The sequence below is a fragment of the Parasphingorhabdus sp. genome (assembly GCF_049667325.1).
GTDB lineage: Bacteria > Pseudomonadota > Alphaproteobacteria > Sphingomonadales > Sphingomonadaceae > Parasphingorhabdus.
In genome coordinates this window covers 15,921-31,919 of record NZ_JBATHY010000046.1, presented here as the reverse complement: position 1 = coordinate 31,919, position 15,999 = coordinate 15,921, and the positions used below count along the sequence as shown (strand labels likewise).

Below are 15,999 nucleotides of genomic sequence, written 5' to 3'. Positions count from 1 at the left end.
GGATGCTGACGTTCGACCAGACCGCTGATCACGGCGACTTCGCGGAACGCGCGTTTGAGCAGGTGCGAACCCTCGACCCAGTCGAAGAACTCGTCTTCCAATATGTCCGCGCTGAACAAGGGTCCGGGATCGGTCACCGGTTCGACGCTGTAGCAGGCCAGCGCATAATCGTTGGCGACAAAGCCGACGGGCTTGAGGCCGCGATCTTCCATCCTCCGAGTCAGCAACATGCCCAGCGACTGGTGCGCATTCCAGCCTTCGAAACTGTAGCAAGCCATATAATGGAGATTCTTATGGGGAAAGGTTTCGACCAGAAGCTGCCCCGGCTCGGGCATCACCGAGCGATGGTCCTGCATCTCCAGCCATTCACGGACATCGTCGGGAAAGCGCGCCCAGCCTGCGCGATCGGTGAGGAAGCGGCGCACGCGGTCCGACAAATGGGTGGTCAACGGCAGCCTCGCCCCGCCATAGCTGGGGATCATGGCGGCTTTTTTCGCTGCGCGTACGATAACATCGCTGCTGTCCATCCTGATCAGCTCGAGGCTCAGCCCGGCAAAGAAAAACGTGTCGCCGACCGACAGCATGGCGGCAAAACCTTCCTCGACCTTGCCCAGGTTACGGCCGTTCTTGAACCGGACGTTCATCATCGCGCTGTCGACGATGATCCCGGCGTTGAGCCGGTGCTGCGCGGCAAATTTCGGATGGGTCAGGCTCCAGACGCCCTTCGCGTCGCGGCGCAATCTTTTGAACTTGTCATAGGCCTTGAGCGCATAGCCGCCATCGCGGGTGAAATTCAGCACCCGCTCGAACTGCTCTTTGCTTAACGCGCTATAGGGCAGGGCGGAGCGCACCTCGTCGAGCAGATCATCCTCCTGAAACGGCCCTGCGCAGGCACAGCTCATCACATGTTGGGCGAGCACATCCAGCCCGCCGGCCCGAAACGGCTCGCCATCGCGCCTGCCTTCGTTCACCGCATCCAGCGCGGCTTGCGCTTCGAGATATTCAAAGCGGTTGCCGGGCACGAGTAGCGCTTTCGACGACACGTCCAGCCGGTGATTGGCGCGGCCGATGCGCTGGAGCAGGCGCGACGATCCCTTGGGCGCACCCATCTGGATGACGCAATCGATATCGCCCCAGTCGACTCCGAGATCGAGCGAGGCGGTGCAGACCAAGGCGCGCATCCTGCCCGATGCCATGGCGCTCTCGACCTTGCGCCGCGCTTCCTTGGACAGGCTGCCATGATGGATGCCGATGGCGAGCGTCTCGTCGTTGATATCCCACAGTTTCTGGAAGGTCAGCTCGGCAAGAAAGCGAGTGTTGCAGAATATCAGAGTCATCCGGTTGGTCCGGATCTCTTCCATCACCTGCGGGATCGCATAAGCGCCGGCATGGCCGGACCAGGGCACGCGCACAGGATCGCCCTCGGGTGTTTCCGGCAGCATGATCGACAGGTCGGCGGGCGCACCCTCAGCACCAAGGACATGGGTGACCGAATCAATATCGCCATAGGGGGCAAGCCATGCGCGAAAATCATCAGGCTCGGCAACCGTCGCGGATAAAGCCACGCGCTGCATTTCGGGTGCAATTTTCTGTAGCCGCGCCAGTGACAGGGCGAGCAGATCACCGCGCTTGCCCGTGGCAAAGGCATGGACTTCGTCGATCACCACTCGCTTGAGACTGGCGAACAGGGCGAAACTCTCTGGCTGGCTGAGCAGCAGGTTTAGCGATTCCGGGGTAGTCAGCAAAATCTGCGGCGGTTTGACCCGCTGGCGCGCCTTGCGATTGGCCGGCGTATCGCCGCTGCGCGTCTCGACGGTGATCGGCAGATCCATTTCCTCGATCGGGGTCAGCAGGTTGCGCTGGACGTCCACCGCGAGCGCCTTGAGCGGCGAAATATAGAGCGTGTGGAGGCCGTCGAATTTCGCTTGTTCGACAAGATCAACAAGCGTCGGCAAGAAACCGGCGAGCGTTTTGCCCGCGCCAGTAGGTGCCGTCAGCAAGGCATGCCGCCCCACCTGTGCGGCCACGAGCATGTCCAGTTGATGTTGCCGTATCGCCCAGCCACGCGAGCGGAACCAGTTTGATAGCGGAGGAAAAAAGAGATCTGGCATATTAACTCTTGGGCGCTGCCTAACATTGGTAACAGAAGGGGCGAAGTAAATTTGACAAAAAGACAGCAGTTGGGTTGGTAGAGATTCCAGTTAGATTGCAACTTTCTCAAAATTAGTATATTCATTACAGCTTAAGTTGGCAAAGCTGGCATCAAATCTGCCCAAGGTGAGGGAAAATGGAAATAGCTGTTCTACTTAAAGCCTTTTTCTTCAACGGTATTGGTACATCAGCTTTACTCTTGGCGTTGATTTCCCTTTTTGATTTCGAATGCGAACAAGCGGATTTGCAGTGCTTGAAAACTCTGTCCATGCAGGGCGACGTTCCGGGCAGTTTTTATGCAATTTTGGCGGTAGGGTTCGTCTTTTTGGTGATTGGCGGTGCCGTCGGCCTCAAGGAAGCAAAAATCCTAACATCCTTATGGCAAGCTATACAGGACAAATTTCCATCTTTAGGGGGCGCTGGTGAGTAATCGATTTTGGATTGTCGCAAGCGGGATCGTCTGGTTTTTGGGAATGGCTCTGGCCGTAATACTCTTTTTTCAATACGCAAATTTGCGGTCGGAATTAGCGGAGCGAAAAATCAAGATTGCTGAAGTTGAACTGGAATTGCAGGCAAAGCAAAAGAGCCTCGATACTCTACAGGAGAAGATTGCGAGACAACAAAGTCAATTTGCAGCTTTGGAAGACTCCGTCATAGAAGTTACCCAGTTTCTGAAACAAAATTCTGGACGTAAAGATCTGATAGAAAGTTTATGTGATAGAAATGGTGCCAATCTGGCAGGGTTGGCGTTGACGATATGTGCCAATATTCACAACGTTCTGGGTGATTCCTATTACGAATATTTGCAGAAATTGCTGCAGGCAACGCTGTTGCGGAGCAGAGAGAAATTTGATCTTGCTGATGAAAAATACAAGCAAGTGCAAACGCTGCTGGAGAGCGTTAATGCACCGCCCGAGCATTTGGCGTTGCTGAAGGCTCTGGCACTTGAAGGACGTGCCTATGCTAGCTATCGACAAGGCAAACTGGACGTTGCGGAGGGATATGTCGCGGCGGCAAAACAGATATTGAAGCCCTTCCCTTCACAGGTGTCTGGTTTTCTGGCCCTGACCGATTTGAAAATAATGTGCGAACGGAAAAAAGCTGTTCCCGAGATTTCTGTTTTGCACCGGAGATATAAGGACAAGCTAAGCAGTGCCGTCGATTCTGCTTCGGGCAACTGGATTGACTACCGGAAGCGAGATATTGACAATTTCATGAGCGACCCTGAACTTGAAATTGTCTGTCCCGATCTGGGAAATGCGGCTTGAGCAAGGACGGGGTGTCCAGCGACGTCATGAAGCCGGACGAGATATCTCGAATATCTAGCTATTGCTTCAGTTCCGCCATCAACCCGAACAGCTGAACCACGTCCGGCGCCGCCGTATCTCCGGAATATTCGCGGTACAGCGTCGAGACATTGACCGCGATCCGTTCGCTGTCGCCCCAGCTGGAAAAATCGCCGAGGCGGATGTCGTGCGCCGCATCGCGCACCGACAGGCCCGCGTGGTAGCGCTTACGTGCTTCCTGATCGATATAGCGCAGATAATCCTGCACCCGCCGCACGCCATGGACATCGGTGATCGGACCATGGCCGGGCACGATGGTTTCGGCCTTCAGACTTATGATCGTGTCACAAGCAGCGATCCAGTTGGCAACCGGCCCCGCCCACATGATCGGCGTGCCTTCGATGAACAATATGTCCCCGGTGAAGACGGTTTTGTCGCCCGGCACATGGACGAGTATGTCGCCTGCAGTATGCGCGGGACCGACTTCGATGAGATTGACCTTCTTGTCACCGACTTTCAGGCTGTGCTCGCCGCTGAATGTTTGTGTCGGCAGCTTTTCCGCAACATCGGTGAAATCAAAACTGCCAAAAATATCCACCAGATACTGCCCTGCCGGCCCCATCGCCCGCGCCTGCTCCATGATTGCGGCAAGCTGGCTGGCCGGCAGTTCGGACATTTCCCGGGCGCTGGCCTCCGAGGCAATCACCTCGGCCTTGTGACAGCAGCCGTTGCCATGGGTATGATCGCCATTGGCATGGGTGTTGACGATGACGCCAATATCATCCGCGCCGACTCCGGCCGCATCTGCCATGACGTCAAGCATCTCCCGTGTCAGGCTGGCATCGAACAATGTGTCGACGAGCAGGGATTCGCCGCCATCGGTAACCAGGCCCGCATTGGACCAGCCCCAGCCGCCATCGGGCTGGAGATAGGCGTAAAGACCGTCACCGGTCTCGACCAGTCCTTTTTTAAAGGGAATTGCCGTCATAGTCTCTCCCGCCTTTCATGTCGCTTGTCGGTCATTGTTGCAGCTTTGAAAAGATTTGAACAGGGACCGCGAACAGGATGACTGTAATTTCAGCAATGTGCGTCTGATCCTTGCCGACTTAGAAATATTCCCGTATTCGCCGCCAGAGAGATTTTAACGCGGTTGCGGCAGCAAGCAGAATAAAAGCGATATTGAATGGACAATCGGGAGGCATCGAAAAAACGGGTCGAATGGGGCTTTTTGATCACGCTTCTGGTAATTGTCTCGCTGGCCTTCGCGGTGCTGATCGAACCGTTTTTTGGCGCCATTGTCTGGGGCGTTGTGGTGGCTGTCCTGTTCCGTCCGGTTTACGAACGCTTGTTGCGTGTGTTCTCCGGCCGGACCAATCTCGCCGCAGCGATCACGCTGATCCTTATATTGCTGCTGGTCGTGGTACCGACGATCCTGCTCGGCATCGCGCTGGCCCAGGAGGCGGCGAGTATTTATCTGCGGATTCAGGCTGGCGAAATAGATTTCGGCGCTGTGTTCGAGGCGTTTGAATCCTCGCTTCCGCAGTGGATGCAGGCGCAGCTGGCCGCTTATGGCTATGACGATTTCGCCGGTATCAGGGAGAAGATCGAACAATCGATTTCCGCCATCCTCGAATTTTTGGTCACCCGTCTGCTGAGCGTCGGTCAGGGTGCTTTTCAGTTTCTGCTGGGACTCGGCGTCATGATGTATCTGACCTTTTTCCTGCTGCGCGATGGCCGGGCGCTGGCCGGCCGGATCGAACAGATGATTCCGCTGGGCGAGGAAAAACGCCAGATTCTGATGGAAAAATTCCTGGTTGTCATCCGGGCGACGATCAAGGGCAGTCTGATCATCGCGATCATCCAGGGTAGTCTCGGCGGCGTCGTTTTTTGGGCACTTGATATCCGCGGGGCATTGTTATGGGCTGTATTGATGGGGATGTTTTCGCTGATTCCCGCGATTGGTACCGGATTTGTATGGGTTCCGGTTGCCCTCTTTCTGTTCGTCACGGGCGATATCTGGCAGGGTGTCGTGCTGGTTCTCTGCGGCGTGTTCCTGATCAGCATGGCTGACAATCTCGTCCGTCCGATCCTGGTCGGCCGGGACACGCGGATGCCCGATTATGTCGTGCTGATCTCGACGCTTGGTGGACTGCAGCTGTTCGGGATCAACGGGATCGTAATCGGCCCGCTGGTCGCGGCATTGTTCATTGCGATCTGGGGGATTTTTTCCGAAATGCATCAAGAGCCGGGCGAGATCGTCAAGGCTGAAGACTAGCTTCGCAGATGGTAGGTCAGGGCCATCGCGATGCAGTGGCTGACGGCATCAATCGGTAACTTATCCTTCACATCGAACACCACTGCCCGACGGCCGTCAAATACCAGCCTGTCCCCGTACAGCTGCTTGTAGCGCTCGATCAGATCGGTCTGGCAATGGACATAGAAAGCATATTTGTCTTCGCTCTTTTTGTGACGATTGATCCGCACGGTTGTCCCGGATCCGGTTGCCGACGTCAGAAACGCCGACTCGCCCCATTTGAGCTTTTCCTCGAGCGGGCCGATGGCCGGATTGTCGTCCGCGGTTGCCAAAATCAGTTCGCGGAGTTGGATGAGTTTCTCGGCCAAGTCTTCGGGAAGGCCTTCCCAGGCAGCTTGAGTCAGTTCTGGCATCTTGTCCGGCATTGCAACCCACTATCAGCCGGCACCGGACTTTGTCACGCCCCCGGATCAATTGGCCACGGTGTACGCTGGCCCACTAGGATAGCCGGAGTCCAGAATTTTCGCAGCCAATAAATAGCACATTTTCCCATTAATCAGGACTGGGCGTAGATATTCATTTACTGGCTCATGGTTAAAATACTGAAATATATGAATATAATCTAATTGGCACGGCGCATGCACAGCTATTCTCATCTTCGCCAACAAATATCGCGAAGCCCAGATTTAAACAGGAAGGAATTATAAAATGTCGAACGTCAATATCCAGAACCAGGTCGCCGCCGCTTTTGCCGCTCTTTTTTCCGCTGCCGTATTCGTCGCTGCCAGTGTCGGACCAGCTGTTCAGAGTAGCGCATCGCTGATCGCATAATAGAAATCTAGACGAAGGAAAATATCATGCCCCGCTTCACTTTACGTCAGGAAATCGCAGCCGGCATCGCCGCCATGTTCTGCTCGGCAATTTTCCTAATCTCTGCGGTCGGTCCGGGAACCAATGGCGCCGCCGCGACGTTCATTTGATAACATTCAGCCGGGGCAATCTGCTGTCAGGGACTAGTGTCCCGCTTGCTCTCCCCGCTCCAGACCCGATAGCGCCAGCTGCTCGTCAATCTGCGCCATCAGCCGGTCAAGGCCATCATGCGACTTTGCTTCGGCCCGGGCGACCAGCACATCCTGCGTATTGCTTGCGCGGAGCAGCCACCAGCCATCTTCGGTATTGACCCGCGCGCCGTCGGTATTGTTCACTTCCGCGCCGCTCGCCGACAGCCGCTCAAGCACTTCATCGATCACCGCGAACTTGCGGCTTTCGTCAACCTGAAAGCGCATTTCGGGCGTGTTGATCATCTCGACCATATCGCTACGCAGCTGGGTCACGCTTTTTCCGATATTGGTCGCTGCCTGGATCAGCCGGATCGCGGCATAAGGCGCATCGTCAAAGCCGTAATAATCATGTTTGAAAAACACATGGCCGCTCATTTCGCCGGCGAGCGGCGAACCTGTTTCCTTCATCTTGGATTTGATCAGACTATGGCCGGTCTTCCACATCAGTGGTTTTCCGCCGAGTTTGGCGATTCTGTCATATAAGGCCTGCGACGCTTTGACGTCAGCGATGACCGTAGCGCCGGGCACGCTTTTCAGCACGTCCTCGGCATAAATTTGCAGCAGCTGGTCGCCCCAGATCACCCGGCCTTCGCCGTCAATCGCGCCGATACGGTCGCCGTCGCCGTCAAATGCCACGCCGAAATCGAGGCCTTTCTCGGCGACCAATGCCTTCAGATCGGCGAGATTCTTTTCCTCGGTGGGGTCGGGGTGATGATTGGGGAAGGATCCATCGACATCAGTGTAAAGCAGATGATGTTCTCCCGCGCCGCGCTCTGTAAGCAACCCGGTCAGTTTCTCGACCACCGGTCCAGCGGCGCCATTGCCGCAGTCCCAGCCGACCTTATAGGCACCACCGGTGAAGTTTTTCAGCAAGCGTTCGACATATTCATCGATAATGTCGATCCGTTCCAGCGTCCCGGTGCCATCATCCCAGTCGCCCTGCGACGCCATGCTGCCAAGACCCAAAATGTCCGCGCCGAAAAACGGACGGCCCTGAAACACCATTTTGAAGCCGTTATAATTGGCCGGATTGTGACTGCCGGTAATCATGATACCGCCCTGGACCTGATTCAGGACAGATTCGGCATAATAAAGCATTGGAGTGGGCCCCATTCCCACCGAAACAGCATTGATTCCGGCGTCATTGAGTCCGCGAACAAGCGCATCCTCCAGCATCGGGGAACTGGTGCGGCCGTCAAACCCTGTTGCAACCGCTGTGCCGCCATCGCGCGCAATCAAAGTCCCGAAACCCCGCCCGATAGCATAAGCATCGTCTGCCCCGAGAGTCTCTCCGATGATGCCGCGAATATCATATTCGCGCAAGGAAGAGGGGTGGAACTTGTGGGTGGATGGTGAAGTCATGAAGGAAGCCTTGGATTGTTGGATTTGCCGACCTGTAGGAGGCAAATGCTTATAAATCCACTATTACTGTCGGTATCCACGGCAAGTTTACCGACGGCTGGATGCTTCCAATTCTTCCAATAAGATGTCCCGTGCCCGGTTGATCATCTTCGCCAACTGCTCATCGCCGCCATTGTCGGGATGATGTTCGGCCAACCGTTCTTTCCATGCGGCGTTTATCTCGATAAAGCCGGCGTCGTTGCTCACGCCCAACAGGGATCGCGCGCGGTCCAGTTCAAAATTGCGCGGTTTGCGCTTTGGCTCTTCAATCTCGTCGCGGGCCGGTATCAATATCCGCCAGCCACTTAGAAAGGCCGCGCCCGCAAGCATCGCTCCGCCCATGATCCATCCGCCGCTGCGCAGGAAATTCGCGCCGACCAGCGCGATCACCAGGGCCAGCCACTGGTTGGCCGTCATTGTCTTTGCCTTGCCCGAGAACACCAGCCAGGCCAGAATCGCGCTGCCGAATATGAGCAATGCTGCCATCGGTCAGGCCACCAACTCGGGTCTGGCAAGGACAGGTTCGTGGCCGTCGGGCGAATGTTGTGCGGACTGCGGCAGCGCAAGATGCTTGATCAGTTCGCGCAATTCCTGCCGCGCCGCCAGATGGCTGGTTGCTAGGCGACCGAGATGCTCCTTGTCGAGCATCGTCAGGCCCGAAGGGAACAGCTCTCGATAGATAACCCGTTCGCTGAGCCCGGGAATGATCCGAAATCCGACGCGCCGCGACAATTCGGCCAGAGCAGCTACGATCCGCTTCATATTATGCGCCTCGACATATTGGGTCCGGTTTCTCAGCAACACCCAGTCGATCGTTTTGCCGTCCACTCTGGCCCGTTCTTTGCGAGCGTCCCAGATCAATTCCGCGTAAAAACTCAATTTGCGGACCTTGTAGGTTTCCGGATCCACCTGACCGATCAGATCGAAATCGACGAAACTGTCGTTGATCGGTGTAACCAGCGTATTCGCCCTCGTTGCCACATAACGGGCAAATTTGTCATCGCGGCCCGGCGTGTCATAGAGCAGAAAATCAACGCCGGCCGACATCCGTTCGATCAGCTGTTCGAGCCGCGCGATATTGTCATCTTCGAAGACGCCATAAGCGGGTTGCGGAATATCTATATTCAGGCGCTTCATCGTCGCGTCGCGGTTTTCCAGATAGCGATAGGATGTCCGCTGCCGCGGATCGAGATCGATAATCGCGACCTTGTGACCCTGATAAGCCAGCGCAACCGCGACATGTACCGCGGTTGTGGACTTGCCGGTCCCGCCCTTTTCATTGGCGAAGACGATATGATGCGCACTGCTGGTCACTTCTTGAGCTATATCCCTGTTCTTGGCCCTTGCGAAGGACGGTTCACCGTCGCATAGCTTACCAGAGCTTTACAGCAAAATCTAAACGCAAAGAGTGATGCATGCAAATTGTTCGACAGCTTGACCCGCTGCGGGACGCTTTGGCGGAGTTTCGCAAAGCCGGATCTAAAATCGGGCTGGTCCCGACCATGGGGGCTCTGCACGCCGGGCATATGCGGCTGGTGGAGGTGGCGAAGCAACGATGTGATAAGGTTGTCGCGTCGATTTTTGTCAATCCTGCCCAGTTTGGCGAGGGTGAAGATCTTGATGCCTATCCGCGTCAGGAAGCGGCCGATGCCGACTTGCTGAGGGCGGCGGGCGTATCGTTGCTTTGGGCGCCTACTGCTGATCAGATCTATCCGGAAGGCTACGCCACCAATGTCAGCGTGGGCGGGGTCAGTGACGGCCTGTGCGGCGCGGCGCGGCCGGGCCATTTTGACGGTGTCGCTACTGTGGTGGCGAAATTGTTCAACCAGACCCGCCCCGATGCAGCCTTTTTCGGAGAGAAAGACTATCAGCAGCTTTCAGTTATCCGGCGGATGGCGCGCGATCTTGATTTTACCCATGAAATCGTCGGCGTTGCAACGGTCCGGGACCCAGACGGCCTCGCCTTGTCGTCGCGCAACGCCTATCTGACGGCGGAGCAAAGAAGCAATGCCGTGGCGCTTCCCCGGTTGATGCAGGAGGCGGCGGCGGCGATTGCAGCAGGCGGCGAACTTGCAACCATATTGGCGGAAGCCACTGCGGGACTGCTCGGGTCAGGATTTCACAAAATTGACTATCTGGAACTCCGCGACGCCAATAATCTAGCCATTTTGGATGATTTTACAAAACCCGCCCGGCTTTTTGCCGCCGCCCATATCGGCCGCACCCGCTTGATCGACAATATCCCCGTTTCCTAAGGCCGCAACGACATTCTGTTAACGATGTAAAATAATGAAACGCTACGTTTTCATGGCATTTTGACGAATTCGGATCGCTATTCTGCAATTTGCGTTAACCATTCCTTTAGGAAATTGCGCTGAAAGTCGCCCTGTCGCCAGTAACTGCGGTGACAGAAACAGGGACTGACAATATGGGCAACAGCATGAAAAGCGCCGCCTTTCTGATCGAAAGCCGCCTTTCCGAGGCAGCACAAGGCAGCAGCAACGCGTATTTTGATCTGGGCGCGATTTATTCTACCGGATCGGAGGGGGTCGAGGTCGATTTGGTCGAAGCTCACAAGTGGTTCAATCTGGCGGCCTTGTCGGGGCATGACGAAAGCAAGATCTGTCGCGCAGAAATCTCGCTGGATATGACGGCACGCGAAATCGCCGAAGCCCAGCGGGAAGCGCGCAACTGGCTGCAGGAAAATACGCGCCGCGCCGCTTAAGCAGAATTCGGTTTTCTAAACGGCCCCATTTCGGCCAGAAATTCAATGTCGGCAGCAACTGCCTGCCGCTCGCGTTCGAGATAGTCGGTAATAGCCGACCGAAATCCCGGATCGACGATATAATGTGCTGACCAGGTCGGCACCGGCTGATAGCCCCGCGCCAGTTTGTGGCTCCCTTGCGCTCCGGCCTCGACCGTCTTCAGTCCCCGCGCGATGGCCGCGTCTATTGCCTGATAATAGCAAATCTCGAAATGTAGGAACGGGATATCGCGCGTACAGCCCCAATAGCGCCCGTAAAGCGTCTCCTCGCCGATGACATTGAGCGCGCCGGCCACCGGAATGCCGTCCTGCACCGCAAATATCAGCAATAGCTTGCTCGCCATTTTCCGGTGCAGCAGATCAAAGGCGTCGCGGGTCAAATAGGGCTGTCCCCATTTGCGCATCCCGGTATCCTGATAAAATTCCCAGAAATCGTCCCAATGTTGAGGCTGGATTTGATCTCCCGAAAGATGAACAATATCAACTGTTTCCCGGGCCTTGGCTCGCTCCCGGCGGATCGCCTTGCGTTTCCGGGATGACAATGCCGCGAGAAAATCATCGAAACTTTCGTAGCCATTGTTGCACCAGTGGAACTGGCTGTCTGCTCGGATCATCCAGCCTGCTTCTCGAAAATAGTCGAGCTGGTCTTCGCTGACAAATGTCGCGTGAACCGATGAAATCCGGTTATTCTCTGCCAATTGTTCCGCTGCTCGCAGCAGCGGCAAGGCCAAATTCTTGTTGCGCAATAGCAAGCGTGGGCCAGGCACGGGTGAGAAGGGTGAGGCGATCTGGATTTTGGGATAATATTGGCCACCGGCCTGTTCGAACGCATGGGCCCATTGCTGATCGAATATATATTCGCCCTGGCTGTGCGATTTGAGATAGCTCGGCAGGCAGGCGGCGATTTCACCCGTGGCGTCTTCAATGATGATCGGCAGGGATTTCCATCCGGTTCCCGGCCCGACGCTTCCCGATAACTCCATCGCTGAAAGAAAGGCGTGAGAGACGAACGGATTGGCGGAACCGGCGCAGGCATCCCATTGGTCCGCCGGCAGACTGGCGATATCATCGGCCACGCGGGCGAGAAGTTCAACTGGGGCAGCAGGGGAGTCGGGCATTGTCATCAATGCTATCAGGTCTGCGGCAACTCATAAACCGGTTCGTCTGCATATATGGACGCGATTTCTTCCTGTTCGGCAGAGCGCACCGTCCAGGTGACGATGGGCAGGCCGCGCGCACGCTGGGCAGCGGCAAAGCGGGATGGCAGATCGCGGATATCATAGGCCAGAAAATCGGGCTGTGCCGTCCAGAGATTGCGGTGACGCGCGATCCTGCCGCGCCAATTCTTGCTGTCCTCCTCGGTCACGACTAAGCCGCGCACGACATGGTCCGCATTCTTGCGAAACCAGGCGCCGACAAGTGGGTTGAAAGACATGACCGCGGCCTTGCCGCCATAACCTTCCAGCGCCCGGCGTACCGAAAGGCACAGCGGACCAACCCGCAGGTTGCGGGACTTGATTTCGATAAGGACCGGTACTTGCCCAGCCACCTGAGCCAGTGTCGCGCGCAGGCGTGGGATCTTGCCATGCCCGTTCTTCAGCTGAATCCGGTCAATGTCTTCTGCGCGCAATTTTCCAATAGGACCGGATTGATCGGTCAACCTGTCGAGATCATAGTCATGAAAAACAAAAGCGCGGCCGTCTTCCGCGGCCTGGACGTCGCACTCGATTCCATGACCCAGTTTGATCGCGGCTTGGAAGGCGGCGGGACTATTTTCGAGCACGCCATCGCCATGGAGCCCGCGATGGGCATAAGGCTGGCCTTTCAGGAATGCCACACGTCCGGGCGCCGGCGGCGGCGCAAGCGCATTGTCTAGCAGCGTTCCGATCACTCGGGTTTCAGGGCGATTATGGCGTCCACCTCGACCGCCACGCCGAGCGGCAACGCCGCCACGCCGACGGCACTTCGGGCATGCTGTCCAGCGGCACCAAAAATCTCTTCCATCATGTCGGAGCAGCCATTGGCCACCTTGGGATGGTCGGTATAATCCGGCGTGCTGTTGACGAACACGCCGAGTTTGACAATCCGGTCGACGCGGTCGAGCGATCCGGCTGCTTTCTTGATCTGCGCCGCGATCATCAGTGCACAGGCCCTGGCGGCCTCCTGCCCTTCTTCCAGAGACATATCGTCCCCCAGCCGTCCGGTGATCAGCTTGCCGTCGGCCATCGAGACCTGGCCGCTGATATAGAGGATTCCGTTTAACTCGACGGCCGGAACATATGAGGCCACGGGAGCCGCGGGTGTCGGCAATTCTATGCCCTTGGCTGTCAGGGCGGCTTCTATATTGTCAGTCATAGGGCAAAACTCTCACGCTTGGTTGGCAGGGTCAAGCTCTTGCGACTTCAAATCCATCGCTGGAGCAGGTTCGGCATTGTCAAATTTGTCGGAAATCCAGGACAGAGCTTCGCCCCACAGGTCGATGCGCATGTGCGCCGCCGGATTCGTCGTGATATGTTTTGCCAAGATCGGTTCGCCAACCATCTGCAACCGCCAGACATCGGGTGCGTGCTTGGCAACGCTGCCATGCTGATGACCCAGATCATCGACAAACAGCGTGACGCTGGGCTCGAATTCGGCGATAATGCTGTTCAGCAGTTCGCCCTTCCCGCCCTGATTGGTATAGACTGGAAAATCGATGCCTACAGCCTTAAGCTGGTCGGCTCGGGCGTCGCGGCGATCATCCAGCAGATTGGTCAAAATCACGACGTCGGCAATTTCACCGAGCTTGTTGATCGACTCTACGGCGCCCTGAATCGCCCCCTGCCGGTGCATTTCGGTGTCGAAAAATTCCTTCAGCATCGGCCAGATCTGCTCGGGCAGGACTTGCGTACCATCATGTTTATGACGGAGTGCCTTCGCGAAATCACTGCCGTTCTCGAGATCGAAATGGATATGCTTGTCGCTGTCCAGCCACTGCTGGAAGGGCACCACCATGTGGAGCAAGACTTCGTCGCAGTCGCTGATCAGAAGCGGCTTTTTACTCATGAAAATCTCCGGGGGCATTAAGATGGTCTGCTGCTGCGGCCAGTTTAGTGGGAGCGACGCCGATGGCCTCCGCACAGGCGACCAGATCGGGTTCGTGATTGGCGAGAAAGCCGAGCAGGGATGCCAGCATCGCCGGGTCTTCGAGGCCTGATCTCAGTTCGCGCGGATCCAGCCCGGTCAGCGCGAGCAGCCGCTCCGCCCGGTCTTGGTCCTGCAGCACCCAGCCGAGTGCCTGCAAGGCGATGATATCGGCATCGGGTCCGAGATTGGGATTTGTTTCCATTGCCGCTTTCGCCTAATGGGTCGGCAGCAAGTTTGAAAGGGCAAATCCGGTCGTGGCAAAAAGAGTGTTGGTCGTTGAGGACAATGAGTTGAACCTCAAGCTATTTTGCGATCTGCTGCGGGCCCATGCTTTTGTAGTTGAACCGGTCAGCGATGGCCGGGAAGTGCTCGAAACGGCGCGTCGCTTCGTACCGAACCTGATCGTGATGGATATCCAGTTACCCCATGTCAGCGGTCTGGAACTGATCGAGCAGATCAAGAAAGACAGTCAGCTCAAGATCATACCGATCATGGCCGTGACCGCTTATGCCGGAAAAGGCGATGAAGACCGAATATTGAGCGCCGGGGCCGAAGCCTATGTCTCAAAGCCCATATCGGTCGCGAAATTCATCGAATCGGTGCAAAAAGTTTTGCACCATTAAAGTCAGAACAAAGTCCGCTTATTTGATTTTGGCTTCTTTGAATTCGACATGCTTGCGGACTACCGGATCATATTTGCGTTGCACCATTTTTTCGGTGAGATTCCGCGGATTTTTCCGGGTTACATAGAAGAAGCCGGTGTCTGCTGTGCTGACGAGTTTGATCTTTACATTGGCTGGTTTCGCCATGGTGCATTCCTTAAGGCAGAAGCTGAAATAAAAACAGCGACGCATAGGCGCCGCATCCGTTCACCGCGCTAATGGTGAAACTGCCGGGGAATGTCAAGAAAAAGCCTGCCAGGCCTTTTGGCGGGAAAACTTGGTTCCGTTGACGACTTCTTAACCATGTTTTTGCATGATCGCCTTGAAACAAAGGCATTTGCGATGAACCACGATCAGAATCTATTTGTGCAAGCCGAGATGCAGACTTTGCTCGACGAGTTGCCGGCTGAACTGGTTGTGCGGCATCCGGTCCAGTTTCTGATGCATCTGGATCATGTCCGGCAAAAGGCAACACAACATCATCTGACCGCGCTCCATGATCTCAGCTGCGCATTGGAAGCCGCCTTGCAGCCTGCCATAAGCAACGGCGGAGCCACAACCGTAGCGCGCTTCTATCTTGAAGCGATGCGCGCGACACTGGACTGCCCCCAGATCAGCGCTTCAATGACCGAAGCGCTGATGGCCAACGTCGCGCTTCGTCTGGGCGGCCAGCCCTAGCCGCGCAGTCTGTGGATGCGTTTCTAACTTCCCTTTTTGCCATGGCCCTCGCAGAATTTGGCGACCGGCCGCAGATTCTCTGTGCCGCACTGGCGATGAGATACGGCCGTGTTTCGCCGATTATCTGGGGTTTGGGCCTCGCGACCCTGTGCAATTGCATGATTTCGGCAATCGCCGGATCTGCAATCAACCAGTGGATCAGCGAAGACCCCTTGCAGATTTTTTATGCTCTGTCGCTGGTTTTTGCCGGGCTTGGCATGGTCGCATGGCGCCGACCGACCGACTTGCTGGAAGACTGGACTTTCGGGCCGTTCTGGACATCGTTTCTGGGGCTTTTCATCCTGCAGCTTGGTGACAAGGGCCAGTTCATTCTGGCGGCGACGGCTGCGCGAACGGACATGGGGGTATTTGCTGCTGCCGGTGGATGGTTGGGGGTGATGATCGCCTGTGTACCCGCCGTCCTTTTGCACCGGCGACTAGCCGCAGCAATTCCGATTAAGGCGGTCCGGTTTGTCGGTGGTGCGGCCTTCCTTGTGATCGGCAGCATTTTGGCGCTCAGCGCATGGGGTATTTTCTAACTAAGCCAGCGACTTTCTTGATAAGTCCATATTGATCG

22 protein-coding genes are annotated in these 15,999 nt (G+C 56.2%); 10 read left to right on the top strand and 12 right to left on the bottom strand.

The window, feature by feature from the left end; all coding sequences use genetic code 11:
* Positions 1 to 2,111, bottom strand: a 2,111-nt coding sequence (locus WBM93_RS02555; RefSeq protein ID WP_424427860.1) for a ligase-associated DNA damage response DEXH box helicase, incomplete at its 3' end; no start/stop codon positions are given.
* A gap of 176 nt (positions 2,112 to 2,287) precedes the next feature.
* On the opposite strand from WBM93_RS02555, the gene WBM93_RS02550 reads away from it, so the two are divergent.
* Both WBM93_RS02550 and WBM93_RS02545 read left to right on the top strand, forming a co-directional pair.
* Complete coding sequence (locus tag WBM93_RS02550; RefSeq protein ID WP_424427858.1) at positions 2,288 to 2,581, top strand: hypothetical protein; 294 nt, start codon at positions 2,288 to 2,290, stop codon at positions 2,579 to 2,581.
* Positions 2,574 to 3,419, top strand: coding sequence for a hypothetical protein (locus WBM93_RS02545; protein ID WP_424427856.1), 846 nt, complete (start codon positions 2,574 to 2,576; stop codon positions 3,417 to 3,419). Before WBM93_RS02550 ends, WBM93_RS02545 begins: the two co-directional genes overlap by 8 nt.
* A 58-nt stretch (positions 3,420 to 3,477) precedes the next feature.
* Here the strand turns inward: WBM93_RS02545 and WBM93_RS02540 are convergent, their stop codons facing one another.
* Positions 3,478 to 4,425: an MBL fold metallo-hydrolase gene (locus tag WBM93_RS02540; protein ID WP_424427854.1), complete on the bottom strand. Its 948-nt coding sequence runs from the start codon at positions 4,423 to 4,425 to the stop codon at positions 3,478 to 3,480.
* Positions 4,426 to 4,620: 195 nt separating this feature from the next.
* Here WBM93_RS02540 and WBM93_RS02535 point away from each other — a divergent pair, with 195 nt between their 5' ends.
* Complete coding sequence (locus WBM93_RS02535; protein ID WP_424427852.1) at positions 4,621 to 5,712, top strand: AI-2E family transporter; 1,092 nt, start codon at positions 4,621 to 4,623, stop codon at positions 5,710 to 5,712.
* Here the strand turns inward: WBM93_RS02535 and WBM93_RS02530 are convergent.
* Positions 5,709 to 6,104 (bottom strand): hypothetical protein, encoded by a 396-nt coding sequence (locus tag WBM93_RS02530; RefSeq protein ID WP_424427850.1) that lies wholly within the window; start codon positions 6,102 to 6,104, stop codon positions 5,709 to 5,711. The genes WBM93_RS02535 and WBM93_RS02530 overlap by 4 nt on opposite strands.
* Positions 6,105 to 6,399: 295 nt before the next feature.
* Between WBM93_RS02530 and WBM93_RS02525 the strand changes: the two genes are divergently transcribed.
* Both WBM93_RS02525 and WBM93_RS02520 read left to right on the top strand, forming a co-directional pair.
* Positions 6,400 to 6,522, top strand: coding sequence for a hypothetical protein (locus WBM93_RS02525; protein ID WP_424427848.1), 123 nt, complete (start codon positions 6,400 to 6,402; stop codon positions 6,520 to 6,522).
* Positions 6,523 to 6,548: 26 nt separating this feature from the next.
* Positions 6,549 to 6,671: a hypothetical protein gene (locus tag WBM93_RS02520; protein ID WP_424427846.1), complete on the top strand. Its 123-nt coding sequence runs from the start codon at positions 6,549 to 6,551 to the stop codon at positions 6,669 to 6,671.
* Between the two features lie 33 nt (positions 6,672 to 6,704).
* On the opposite strand, the gene pgmG is transcribed toward WBM93_RS02520, so the two are convergent.
* The 3 genes from pgmG to WBM93_RS02505 all read right to left on the bottom strand — a co-directional run bounded on the left by pgmG (position 6,705) and on the right by WBM93_RS02505 (position 9,467).
* Positions 6,705 to 8,114 (bottom strand): phosphoglucomutase/phosphomannomutase PgmG, encoded by a 1,410-nt coding sequence (gene pgmG / locus WBM93_RS02515; RefSeq protein ID WP_424427838.1) that lies wholly within the window; start codon positions 8,112 to 8,114, stop codon positions 6,705 to 6,707.
* An 87-nt stretch (positions 8,115 to 8,201) separates the two neighbouring features.
* Entirely contained in the window at positions 8,202 to 8,639 is a 438-nt protein-coding gene (locus WBM93_RS02510) for a J domain-containing protein (protein WP_424427836.1), read from the bottom strand.
* A 3-nt stretch (positions 8,640 to 8,642) separates the two neighbouring features.
* Entirely contained in the window at positions 8,643 to 9,467 is an 825-nt protein-coding gene (locus WBM93_RS02505; protein ID WP_424427834.1) for a division plane positioning ATPase MipZ, read from the bottom strand.
* Between the two features lie 101 nt (positions 9,468 to 9,568).
* Here WBM93_RS02505 and panC point away from each other — a divergent pair, with 101 nt between their 5' ends.
* Both panC and WBM93_RS02495 read left to right on the top strand, forming a co-directional pair.
* Positions 9,569 to 10,408 carry a pantoate--beta-alanine ligase gene (gene panC, locus WBM93_RS02500; RefSeq protein ID WP_424427833.1) on the top strand — a complete coding sequence of 280 codons (840 nt, stop codon included), beginning with the start codon at positions 9,569 to 9,571 and terminating at the stop codon, positions 10,406 to 10,408.
* A 173-nt stretch (positions 10,409 to 10,581) separates the two neighbouring features.
* A complete protein-coding gene (locus WBM93_RS02495; protein WP_424427831.1) occupies positions 10,582 to 10,878 on the top strand; it encodes a hypothetical protein in 297 nt (98 codons plus the stop codon).
* On the opposite strand, the gene WBM93_RS02490 is transcribed toward WBM93_RS02495, so the two are convergent.
* From WBM93_RS02490 to WBM93_RS02470, 5 genes are read right to left on the bottom strand one after another with little or no spacing between them, the layout of a single operon-like run.
* A complete protein-coding gene (locus tag WBM93_RS02490; RefSeq protein ID WP_424427829.1) occupies positions 10,875 to 12,041 on the bottom strand; it encodes a GNAT family N-acetyltransferase in 1,167 nt (388 codons plus the stop codon). The two genes, WBM93_RS02495 and WBM93_RS02490, sit on opposite strands and share 4 nt — an antisense overlap.
* Positions 12,042 to 12,049: 8 nt before the next feature.
* On the bottom strand, positions 12,050 to 12,808 hold the full coding sequence (locus WBM93_RS02485) for a glycerophosphodiester phosphodiesterase family protein (protein WP_424427827.1): 759 nt from the start codon (positions 12,806 to 12,808) through the stop codon (positions 12,050 to 12,052).
* Positions 12,805 to 13,272, bottom strand: coding sequence for a RidA family protein (locus tag WBM93_RS02480; protein ID WP_424427825.1), 468 nt, complete (start codon positions 13,270 to 13,272; stop codon positions 12,805 to 12,807). The genes WBM93_RS02485 and WBM93_RS02480 overlap by 4 nt, the downstream gene beginning before the upstream one ends.
* A 12-nt stretch (positions 13,273 to 13,284) precedes the next feature.
* A complete protein-coding gene (locus tag WBM93_RS02475) occupies positions 13,285 to 13,962 on the bottom strand; it encodes an HAD family hydrolase (RefSeq protein ID WP_424427823.1) in 678 nt (225 codons plus the stop codon).
* On the bottom strand, positions 13,955 to 14,245 hold the full coding sequence (locus WBM93_RS02470; RefSeq protein WP_424427821.1) for a DUF3572 domain-containing protein: 291 nt from the start codon (positions 14,243 to 14,245) through the stop codon (positions 13,955 to 13,957). Before WBM93_RS02470 ends, WBM93_RS02475 begins: the two co-directional genes overlap by 8 nt.
* Positions 14,246 to 14,297: 52 nt before the next feature.
* On the opposite strand from WBM93_RS02470, the gene WBM93_RS02465 reads away from it, so the two are divergent.
* A complete protein-coding gene (locus WBM93_RS02465) occupies positions 14,298 to 14,666 on the top strand; it encodes a response regulator (RefSeq protein WP_424427819.1) in 369 nt (122 codons plus the stop codon).
* Positions 14,667 to 14,684: 18 nt separating this feature from the next.
* On the opposite strand, the gene rpmG is transcribed toward WBM93_RS02465, so the two are convergent.
* Positions 14,685 to 14,852 carry a 50S ribosomal protein L33 gene (gene rpmG, locus WBM93_RS02460; RefSeq protein ID WP_066741431.1) on the bottom strand — a complete coding sequence of 56 codons (168 nt, stop codon included), beginning with the start codon at positions 14,850 to 14,852 and terminating at the stop codon, positions 14,685 to 14,687.
* Between the two features lie 195 nt (positions 14,853 to 15,047).
* On the opposite strand from rpmG, the gene WBM93_RS02455 reads away from it, so the two are divergent.
* Together WBM93_RS02455 and WBM93_RS02450 are read left to right on the top strand one after the other, a co-directional pair.
* Complete coding sequence (locus WBM93_RS02455) at positions 15,048 to 15,383, top strand: hypothetical protein (protein ID WP_424427817.1); 336 nt, start codon at positions 15,048 to 15,050, stop codon at positions 15,381 to 15,383.
* An 11-nt stretch (positions 15,384 to 15,394) separates the two neighbouring features.
* Positions 15,395 to 15,961 (top strand): TMEM165/GDT1 family protein, encoded by a 567-nt coding sequence (locus tag WBM93_RS02450; RefSeq protein WP_424427815.1) that lies wholly within the window; start codon positions 15,395 to 15,397, stop codon positions 15,959 to 15,961.
* Positions 15,962 to 15,999: the final 38 nt, after the last annotated feature.